The sequence below is a fragment of the Achromobacter sp. genome (assembly GCF_036567245.1).
In the GTDB taxonomy this organism is placed as follows: Bacteria; Pseudomonadota; Gammaproteobacteria; order Burkholderiales; family Burkholderiaceae_B; genus Achromobacter.
The window spans coordinates 1-9463 of the sequence record NZ_DATCUY010000020.1; the positions used below are offsets into that span (position 1 = coordinate 1).

Below are 9463 nucleotides of genomic sequence, written 5' to 3' on the forward strand. Positions count from 1 at the left end.
CAGTCCTGGGCGTTGGCGCCAGGCGCGGCGGCCAGCGCCGCGAACGCGCTTACGCAACCCGCCAAGTACCGCAACAGCGGCCGCAGCAAGGGCCGGCGGGCGGGCGTTTCGGACAGATTGCGGGTGCGCAGCCGGACATGCCGGACCTCGTGTAGCCGTATCACTGCTTGTCTCCTGGGCGTGTCTGCCGCCGGCTGCATGCCGGTCGTAATCGCGACGCTTTTTTCTACGATAAGCAGCATAAATCTCGGCGTCAATAATTTTTATCGAGATTTTTTGAGCGCAGTGATAAAGTAGCTTCCATGTCAGACGGCGCCACCCTCCCCCCGCTCGCCCATTCCGCCTCGGCCAACACCCTGGTCGGCGCGGCCTACGTCAACCTGCGCCGCGACATCATCCAGGGCGTGCACCCGCCGGGCTCTCGCCTGCGGGTCGAGCACCTGAAGGACGATTACGGCGTGGGCGCGGGCACGCTGCGCGAAGCGCTGGCGCTGCTGGTGTCGGACGCGCTGGTCATCGCGCAAGGACAGCGCGGCTTTCACGTCACGCCGATTTCGCTGGAAGACTTCCGCGACATCACCGAGAACCGCGTGCTGCTCGAAACCCAGGCCTTGCGCCAGTCCATCGCCCTGGGCGACGACGACTGGGAAAGCGCCGTGCTGGCCGCCTTCCATCGCCTGAGCAAGGCCGAACAGCGCCTGGCCGCCGACCCCGACACCCGCTTCGAGGAATGGGAACAGCGCAACCGCGAATTCCACCGCGAACTGATCCGCGCCTGTCCCTCGCGCTGGCTGCATCATTTCCTGGGCATCCTGTACCAGCAGGCCGAGCGCTACCGCCGCCTGACCGTCACGCGCAAGCCCATCGCCCGCAACCTGGACGACGAACACAAGGGCATTCTGGACGCCACGCTGGCCCGCGATGCGGACCGCGCCTGTGACTTGCTGGCCGCCCATATCCGGCTGACCTACGACGCCGTGGCGCGCTTGCCGCCGGATCTATTCAATCCTCAAGCCTGAACCGCGGGCCGCTCGCGAAGCGCGCGGTCAAGCCGCGCCGGCACGATGCTGCGCCAGCACCTCGTGCATGGAGCGTGCCGCGCGTTCCAGCACGGGCACGGCGCGCAGCAGATCATCGAGCATGACCCGGGCGGTCGGCGCATGGCAGGCCACCGCCGCCACCACGCGGTCGTCCGCGTCGCGCACGGGCACTGCTACCGCGCTCATGCCGCGTACGAATTCCTCGTTGTCGATGCCGATACCGCGCGCGGCCAGCCGTTCAAGCTCTTCTTCCAGCCTGGCCGGATCCGTCAGCGTGCGCGGCGTATTGCGCGTGAGCGGCAGGCGCGCCAGCACCCGCCCGCGCTCCAGCCGGTTCATGGACGCAAGGAACAGCTTGCCGCTGGCGGTGCAATGCATGGGCACGTGGCTGCCAACCGCGAAGAACAGGCGCAAGGGCTCCGCCGTTTCCACGCGTTCCATGTAGATCACGCGGTCGCCGTCGGGCGCGGTCAGGTTGCAGGTTTCACCCAGGGTGCCGACCAGTTGCGCCAGCACGGCGCGGCAGGCGCGAGTGAAGGCCGAGGCGCGCAAGGTCGCCAGGGCCAGGGTCGCGGCCTGCGGTCCCGGCACGAAGCCATTCTCGGTGGGCGTGGCGGCGACGTAACCGGCGCGCTGCATGGCCGCCAACAGGCGCATCAAGGTGGTCTTGGGCATTTCCAGCCGCTGCGCCAGTTGCGCCAGCGTGGGCGGATGCTGGGCCCGCGCCAGGTGGTCCAGCACCACCAGCGCGCGCAGCGAACGCGCGGCTTCCTGTTGGGTCGCGGCGTCTTCGGCCTGCTGCGCCGATGCTGCACCGCGATTTTGAAACTGAATCTGCATATTCTGTTCCACTTTTCCGCCCCTGCGCCTGTTGTGCTTTGTTCTGCGCGCGTGCTTCCTAGAATCGCCACAAATGCCGCAGCGCCCATGCGCCGGCATCGATCCAGTATATAAGTGCGCCCCACAACGACAAGCAGGGTAAACGCGCCGTAGGCCAGGCGCGGCGCCCGGCTGCAGGGAGAGCTTGCGGACATGTCCGATACCGTGGATTACATCGTGGTTGGCGCCGGCTCGGCCGGATGCGTGATGGCCAACCGGCTGAGCGCCAGCGGCACGCACAGCGTCTGCCTGCTGGAAGCCGGACCCAAGGACAGCAATCCGTGGATACACATCCCCATCGGCTACGGCAAGACGATGTTCCACAAGGTCCTGAACTGGGGCTATTACACCGACCCCGATCCCGGCATGCTGGACCGGCGCATCTATTGGCCGCGCGGCCGTACGCTGGGCGGCTCCAGTTCCATCAACGGCTTGATCTACATCCGCGGCCAGCGGCGCGACTACGACGCCTGGGCAGCTGCCGGCAATCCCGGCTGGAGTTGGGACGAATGCCTGCCCTACTTCCGCAAGCTGGAAAACAATGACCTCGGCCCCGGCCCCACGCGCGGCACCGAAGGCATGCTCAACGCCACCTCGATCAAGACGCCGCACCCTTTGGTGGAAGCGCTGATCGGCGCCGCGCAAAAACTGGGCTTGCCTCACGTACAGGACTTCAATACCGGCGACCAGGAGGGCGTGGGCTATTACCAGCTCACCACCCGCAACGGCCGCCGCTGCTCGACCGCCGTGGCCTATCTGCGGCCCGCCCAGGGCAGAAGCAACCTGCGCGTCGAGACCGACGCGCACGCCATGGCCGTGTTGTTCGAAGGCCGCCGCGCCTGCGGCGTGCGCTACCGGCGCGACGGCCAGGTGCACACCCTGCGCGCCCGTCGCGAAGTCGTGCTGTGCGCCGGCGCCTTGCAATCGCCGCAGCTGCTGCAATTGTCCGGCGTCGGGCCGGCTGCGCTGCTGCGCCAGTTGGGCATCGGCGTCGTGCGCGACCTGCCCGGCGTGGGCGAAAACCTGCAGGACCACCTGCAGATCCGGTTGATCTACGAGACCACCCGCCCCATCACCACCAACGACCAGTTGCGCAGCCTGACGGGCCGCGCCCGCATGGGACTGGAATGGCTGCTGTTCCGCGGCGGCCCGCTGGCCGTGGGCATCAACCAGGGCGGCGTGTTCTGCCGGGTCGATCCGGCCAGTCGCACGCCCGACACGCAGTTCCATTTCGCCACGCTGTCGGCCGACATGGCAGGCGGCAAGGTGCATCCGTTCTCGGGCTGCACCTATTCCGTCTGCCAGTTGCGGCCCTCGTCGCGCGGCCGGGTCCAGCTGCGCAGCACGGATCCCTTCGAGGCGCCGTCGATGCAGCCGAATTACCTGTCCACCGAACTGGACCGCCACATGGCCGTGGCCGCGGTGAAGTATGCGCGCAGGCTTGCCGCCACCGAGCCGCTGGCCGGCCTGATGAAGCGCGAATTCCGCCCCGGGCCGGACGTGCGCACGGACGACGAGATCCTGCACTTCTGCCGCGAATACGGCGCGACGATCTTCCATCCGTCCGGCACCGCCAAGATGGGGCCGGCCAGCGACCCCATGGCCGTGGTGGACGAGCGCCTGCGCGTGCATGGCGTGGCGGGACTGCGCGTGGTGGACTGCTCGATCATGCCCACGCTGGTGTCAGGCAACACCAATGTGCCCGTGGTGATGCTGGCCGAGCGCGCGGCCGATTTCATGTTGCAGGACCTCAGGCAAGCGCAGCCGCAGGCGCTGCGCGTCGCCGCCTGAATCGGAGATGACGGACCCCGGATAGCAGAACCCTCAGGCGCAGGACAACGCAGATTGCCCGACCGCCCCACCAAAGGAGACTAGACATGGCCAAGCAAAACGAAGCCGCGGTGCGCAAAGTCGTCGCCGCGTCGCTGATCGGCGCCACCATCGAGTGGTACGACTTTTTCCTGTACGGCGTCGTCGCGGGCATCGTGTTCAACAAGCTGTACTTCCCCACCGGCGACCCGACGATCTCGACCATGCTGGCCTATACCACCTTCGCCGTGGGCTTCATCACCCGGCCGCTGGGCGGGCTGATCTTCGGCCACTTCGGCGACCGCATCGGCAGGAAGAGCATGCTGGTGATGACGCTGATGATCATGGGCATCGCCACCTTCCTGATCGGTCTGGTGCCGACCTACGACAGCATCGGCATCTGGGCGCCTATCCTGCTGCTTCTGCTGCGCGTGTTCCAGGGCATCGGGCTGGGCGGCGAATGGGGCGGCGCGGTGCTGATGGCCTATGAATATGCCCCGCCGGGCAAGAAAGGCTTCTACGCCTCGCTGCCGCAGATCGGGCTGGCTATCGGGCTGTGCCTGGCTTCCGGCACGGTGGCGCTGCTGTCCACTTTGCTGACGGACGCGCAGTTCATGGCCTGGGGCTGGCGCATCGCCTTCCTGGCCTCGGCCGCGATGGTGCTGGTGGGCATGTACATCCGCCTGAACATCAAGGAGACGCCGGAGTTCGCGGCGGTCAAGGCCAACAATGCCGAAAGCCGGATCCCCTTCTTCGACATGCTCAAGCGCTATCCGGGCAATGTCTTCAAGGGCATGGGCGCACGCTACATCGACGGCGTGTTCTTCAACGTGTTCGGCGTGTTCTCGATTTCGTACCTGACGCAGACCGTGCAGATCACGCGCACCGAGGCGCTGATCGGCGTAATGGCCGCGGCCCTGGTGATGTGCTTCTTCATCCCCTTCTTCGGCCGCCTGTCCGACCGCATCGGACGCACCCGGGTCTACTTCTGGGGCTCGCTCATCACTGCCGCGGCGTCCTTCCCGGGCTTCTGGCTGATGCTGAACAGCCAGGGCAGCGTGATGCTGATCTGGCTGGCCATCATCATTCCGTTCGGCATCCTGTACGCCGCGGTGTATGGGCCGGAGGCGGCGCTGTTCTGCGAGCTGTTCGACGCCAAGGTGCGCTACACGGGGATTTCCTTCGTCTATCAGTTCTCCGGCATCTTCGCTTCGGGCATCACGCCCATCATCGCGACGGCGCTGTTGAAGACGGGCGGCGGCCAGCCTTGGCTGATCTGCCTGTATGTGCTGTTTGCGGGGGTGGTGTCGGCGATCTGCGCCATGCTGATCGGACGCGGGGCGCAGCCGGCGGAACTGGAGGCAGCGGCGAATGCCATGCCGCGCGGGGGATTGGGCAAGGCCTGAACGTGAAAGCGCCGGCCACATGGGCCGGCGCTTTTTACCCTGGGACTGTGCCCGTCTCAGGCGGCTGCTACCGGGCGGCCGTAGAACGGATAGTTGGGGTCGTTGTAGCCGTGGGTCGACGCGTGGCCCGGCGTGACCCAGTCATTGACGATGGCCTCGTCCTCGGCCGTGATCTTCACGTCCAGGGCGGCGTAGTAGTCCTCCATCTGCGCCAGGGTGCGCGGGCCGGCGATGACGGCGGTGATGATGGGATTGGCCAGCACCCAGGCGGTGGCGAAATGCCCCGCCTGCGTGCCGCGCGCGGCGGCATGCGCCACCAGCTTTTGCGCGATCTCCAGGGATTCTTCGCGGAACTCGGTGGCCAGGATGCGACGGTCACCGCGTCCGGCACGGCTGTCGGCCGCGGGCGCCTGGCCCGGCAGGTACTTGCCGGTGAGCACGCCGCGTGCGATCGGGCTGTAGGGCACGACACCCAGGCCGTAGTGCTTGCAAGCGGGCAGGATCTCGACTTCGGGGCCGCGGTTGAGCATGTTGTAGTAAGGCTGGCACACGACGGGTTGCGGCACGCCCATTTTTTCGCACAGGCGCATGACCTCGGCGATGCGCCAGCCGCGGAAGTTGGACAGGCCGAAGCTGCGCAGCTTGCCGGCGCGGATCAGGTCGCCCAGCGCGCGCAGCGCTTCTTCGAGGTTTTCCTCGTGGTAGTCGCGGTGCAGGTAGAGGATGTCCATGAAGTCGGTGCCCAGGCGCGTGAGGCTGTCCTCCACGCCGCGGATCAGCCACTGGCGCGAATAGTGGGCATGGTTCGGGCCGGTACCGACGGCGTTGCCGATCTTGCTGGCGAGCACCCAGTCGTGGCGCTGGCCTTTCAGCAACTTGCCCACCACTTCTTCGGAGCGGCCGCCGTTGTAGACGTCGGCGGTGTCGATGAAGTTCAGGCCATGGTCACGCGCGGACGCGACGATACGGGCGGCTTCATCGTCGGGGGTTTGCTCGCCGAACATCATGGTGCCCAGGCAGAGCGGAGAGACGCGGAGATTGCTGCGGCCGAGGCGGCGGTAGTTCATGGTTAGCTTCCTCTCGTTCACGGAAATGGATTAGACGCGAGCATGCAACGGCAAGCCCGCGTCAGTCAAATTCGCATCTAAGGCATTCTTGGTTGGATTGTTGATGTTCGATTTTGTATGGCCGGGGTTCTTGAGTCGCCGGCGTCCGGACTGCGGGATTCCGATGCTCGCCCCGGTGGGGCTGCGCTTCGGATCCCTCCGCCCGGCCACCGGCTCACGGCATCTACCCATGAACGGCGTCCAAAACCAACGCACGAGGCCGCTGTCAGCCGAGGACCCCGGAGCCATCCGAAGCGCAGCCCCACCGGGGCGAGCATCGGAATGGCGCAGGGCAGCCTCGGCGGCTAAAGAACCCTGACAATCCGCAAGCACAAAGCCCTGCCGCCCTACATTTCGGTCTTATGAAGCTGGGTTCTTGAGGCGCCGGCGTCCGGACTGCGGGATTCCGATGCTCGCCCCGGTGGGGCTGCGCTTCGGATCCCTCCGCCCGGCCACCGGCTCAAGGCATCTACCCATGAACGGCGTCCAAAACCAGCGCACGAGGCCGCTGTCAGCCGAGGACCCCGGAGCCATCCGAAGCGCAGCCCCACCGGGGCGAGCATCGGAATGGCGCAGGGCAGCCTCGGCGGCTAAAGAACCCAAACATCCGCATGCTCAAAGCCCCCCGCACCCCAGATCCTGAACGACAAAAACCAAGCCAAAAACGATCTAGACCCCAGCGTCCACCGCCCCCAGGATCTTGCCGAACAGCGCGTCGGCATGGGCCGAGTCCAGCCAACGCACGATCACCACCATCTGCCGTTCCGGCTCCACCCAGGTAAACGAGCTACCCGCGCCCACGCCAAAGAAGCTGGAAGCCGGCACGCTCGGGAACACACGGCCTTCGTGGTTCAGCCAGATCAGATAGCCGTAATACGGCGCAATCGCGCATGGCGTGCGCATATCCCGGATCCATGCGCTGGACAGGATGCGGCGGCCGTTGGCCATGCCGTCGTTCAGCAGCATCTGGCCGATCAGGGCCTGGTCGCGGGCGCTGATGGACATGCCGCCGCCCCAGTGCGAGCCGCCCGGCACGGAAGGCATGCGCTGGCCGTCGATCTCGACCCAGGCGTTGTCGTAGCCCACCCATTGCCAGTTTTCGCTGGCGCCGATGGGCCGCGTGACGGCCTCGCGGAAGACCTCGGGCAGGGGTTTGCGGAACAGGTGCAGCAGCGCGTACGACAGCTGGTTGATGCGCACGTCGTTGTATTCCCAATACGTGCCGGGGCGCTGCAAGGGCCGCGCGTCGCCCTTCTTGCCGCCGGGCGGCACGCCGAAGGTGACGGCGCGGTAGCGGTCGGCCTGATCGGATACGCCGAAGCGTTCGCCTTCCCATTCGCTGGTCTGCTGCAGCAGGTGACGCCAGGTGATGTCGGCGTTCTGTCCTTCGTCGAAGCCGATGCCGGGCACGCGCTTGCCAACGGGCTCATCCACGTCTGGCAGCAGGCCGCGATCGTGGGCCACGCCGGCCAGGATCGCGAGGTACAGCTTGGCCACGCTGAAGGTCAGGTCGGCGCGCTCGGGTTCGCCCCAGGACGCGATGGTCTCGCCGCGCACGGTGACCACGCCGGACACGGGGCCGCGGTCGTGGATGGGACCCAGCAGGCGGTTCCAGGGCGGCGGATCGTTCAGGTGCACGCCGAAGTTGCCCTTGACGCTGCGGTCCCAGGCGGATTCGTGCTCGTTGGCGAACTGGATCGCCTGCTGCATGAGTGTGTTCATCGTTTCCCTCGTTATGTGTGTGTCTCAGGCCGCGACGTTTGCGCGCGCCCCGGATAGGAATTCCATTGCCGCTTGCACGCCGCCTGGCCGATGCGGCACGCTGGCCGCGGCCAGGCCCATTTCCACGCCGGCCAAGGTGCCGCACAGCGTCAGGTCGTTGAAGTGGCCCAGGTGGCCGATGCGGAACACGCGGTCGGTCAGCTTGCCCAGGCCCTGCCCCAGCGACATATCGAAGCGTTCCAGCACCAGCTTGCGGAAGGCGTCGGCGCCGTGGCCTTGCGGCATGATCGCCGCGGTCAGCGCCGGGCTGTGCGCGGCCGGCTCCAGGCTCAGCAGTTCCAATCCCCAGCCGGCCAGCGCCAGGCGCGTGGCCCTGGCGTGGCGCTGATGGCGCGCGAAGACTTGCGGCAAGCCTTCTTCGCGCAGCATGGCCAGGGCCTCGTGCAGGCCGTAAAGCAGATTGGTTGAAGGCGTGTACGGAAAGTAGCCACGGGCGTTGGCGGTGAGCATTTCGCGCCAGTCCCAGTAAGAGCGCGGCAGCCGCGCCTGGTCGGCTGCGGCCAGGGCGCGCGCGCTGACGGCATTGAAGGCCAGCCCGGGCGGCAGCATCAGGCCCTTTTGCGAGCCGGCCACGGTGACGTCCACGCCCCATTCGTCGTGGCGGTAGTCGATGGAGCCCAGCGATGAGATCGTGTCCACCATCAACAGCGCCGGATGCGCGGCGCCGTCGATCGCGGCGCGCACGGCTGCGATGTCGCTGGTCACGCCGGTGGAGGTTTCGTTGTGCACCACGCACACGGCCTTGATCTCACGTCGCTTGTCTTCGGCCAGGCGGGCAGCGATGGCCGCCGCGTCCACCGGGTGGCGCCAGTCGCCTTCCAGGAAATCCACTTCCAGGCCCAGCCGCCCCGCCAGCTTGCGCCACAGGCTGGCGAAATGGCCGGTCTCGACCATCAGCACGCGGTCGCCGGGCGACAGGGTGTTGACCAGCGCGGCCTCCCAGGCGCCGGTGCCGGAAGACGGGAAGATCACCACCGGCGACTGCGTCTGGAATACCTGCTTGATGCCTTCAAGCACGGCCAGGCCCAACGCGCCGAACTCCGGTCCGCGATGGTCGATGGTGGGCTGGTCGATGGCGCGCAGCACGCGGTCGGGCACGTTGGTCGGCCCCGGAATCTGCAGGAAATGCCGGCCGGACGGATGACTGTTCAGGGTAAGCATGCGTAGTCCCAAAGTGGAATATTTTTGTATACCAACAAAAGGCGCCAAGCAAACAAGCAGGAGATGCCCGGCATGCGGACTTGCGGCATGCGTCACTCTATCTCATTGTTTTTACGTTAATAACCTAGGGTATACACCCATCGGGCGATACGGAAGTACAGGTTTATAGTCTCGCAAAACACGGGGAATTTTTGTATACCAATGAGCAGCGTTTCCAGCCTGATGCCTGATTCCGGCGCCGCCAGCGTGGCTGCCGAAACCGCGCCGCCGCCTGCGGCCC

The 9463-nt window shown here is 66.5% G+C and carries 7 protein-coding genes; 3 read left to right on the plus strand and 4 right to left on the minus strand.

Annotated elements, in window-relative coordinates; translation table 11 throughout:
* Positions 1-302 precede the first annotated feature (302 nt).
* Positions 303-1019, plus strand: a complete 717-nt coding sequence (locus tag VIR09_RS00665; protein ID WP_332010735.1) for a GntR family transcriptional regulator — start codon at positions 303-305, stop codon at positions 1017-1019.
* Between the two features lie 27 nt (positions 1020-1046).
* Here the strand turns inward: VIR09_RS00665 and VIR09_RS00670 are convergent, their stop codons facing one another.
* Positions 1047-1892 (minus strand): IclR family transcriptional regulator, encoded by an 846-nt coding sequence (locus VIR09_RS00670; RefSeq protein WP_332010737.1) that lies wholly within the window; start codon positions 1890-1892, stop codon positions 1047-1049.
* 180 nt (positions 1893-2072) lie between these two features.
* Here VIR09_RS00670 and VIR09_RS00675 point away from each other — a divergent pair, with 180 nt between their 5' ends.
* Together VIR09_RS00675 and VIR09_RS00680 are read left to right on the plus strand one after the other, a co-directional pair.
* Positions 2073-3710 carry a choline dehydrogenase gene (locus VIR09_RS00675; RefSeq protein WP_332010739.1) on the plus strand — a complete coding sequence of 546 codons (1638 nt, stop codon included), beginning with the start codon at positions 2073-2075 and terminating at the stop codon, positions 3708-3710.
* A gap of 86 nt (positions 3711-3796) precedes the next feature.
* Positions 3797-5134 (plus strand): MFS transporter, encoded by a 1338-nt coding sequence (locus VIR09_RS00680; RefSeq protein WP_332010741.1) that lies wholly within the window; start codon positions 3797-3799, stop codon positions 5132-5134.
* 56 nt (positions 5135-5190) lie between these two features.
* On the opposite strand, the gene VIR09_RS00685 is transcribed toward VIR09_RS00680, so the two are convergent.
* The 3 genes from VIR09_RS00685 to VIR09_RS00695 form a co-directional block, all read right to left on the minus strand.
* Positions 5191-6201, minus strand: a complete 1011-nt coding sequence (locus VIR09_RS00685) for an aldo/keto reductase (protein WP_332010743.1) — start codon at positions 6199-6201, stop codon at positions 5191-5193.
* Between the two features lie 708 nt (positions 6202-6909).
* Positions 6910-7962: a serine hydrolase gene (locus VIR09_RS00690; RefSeq protein ID WP_332010745.1), complete on the minus strand. Its 1053-nt coding sequence runs from the start codon at positions 7960-7962 to the stop codon at positions 6910-6912.
* A 24-nt stretch (positions 7963-7986) separates the two neighbouring features.
* Positions 7987-9183: a pyridoxal-phosphate-dependent aminotransferase family protein gene (locus tag VIR09_RS00695; protein WP_332010747.1), complete on the minus strand. Its 1197-nt coding sequence runs from the start codon at positions 9181-9183 to the stop codon at positions 7987-7989.
* Between the last annotated feature and the right edge of the window lie 280 nt (positions 9184-9463).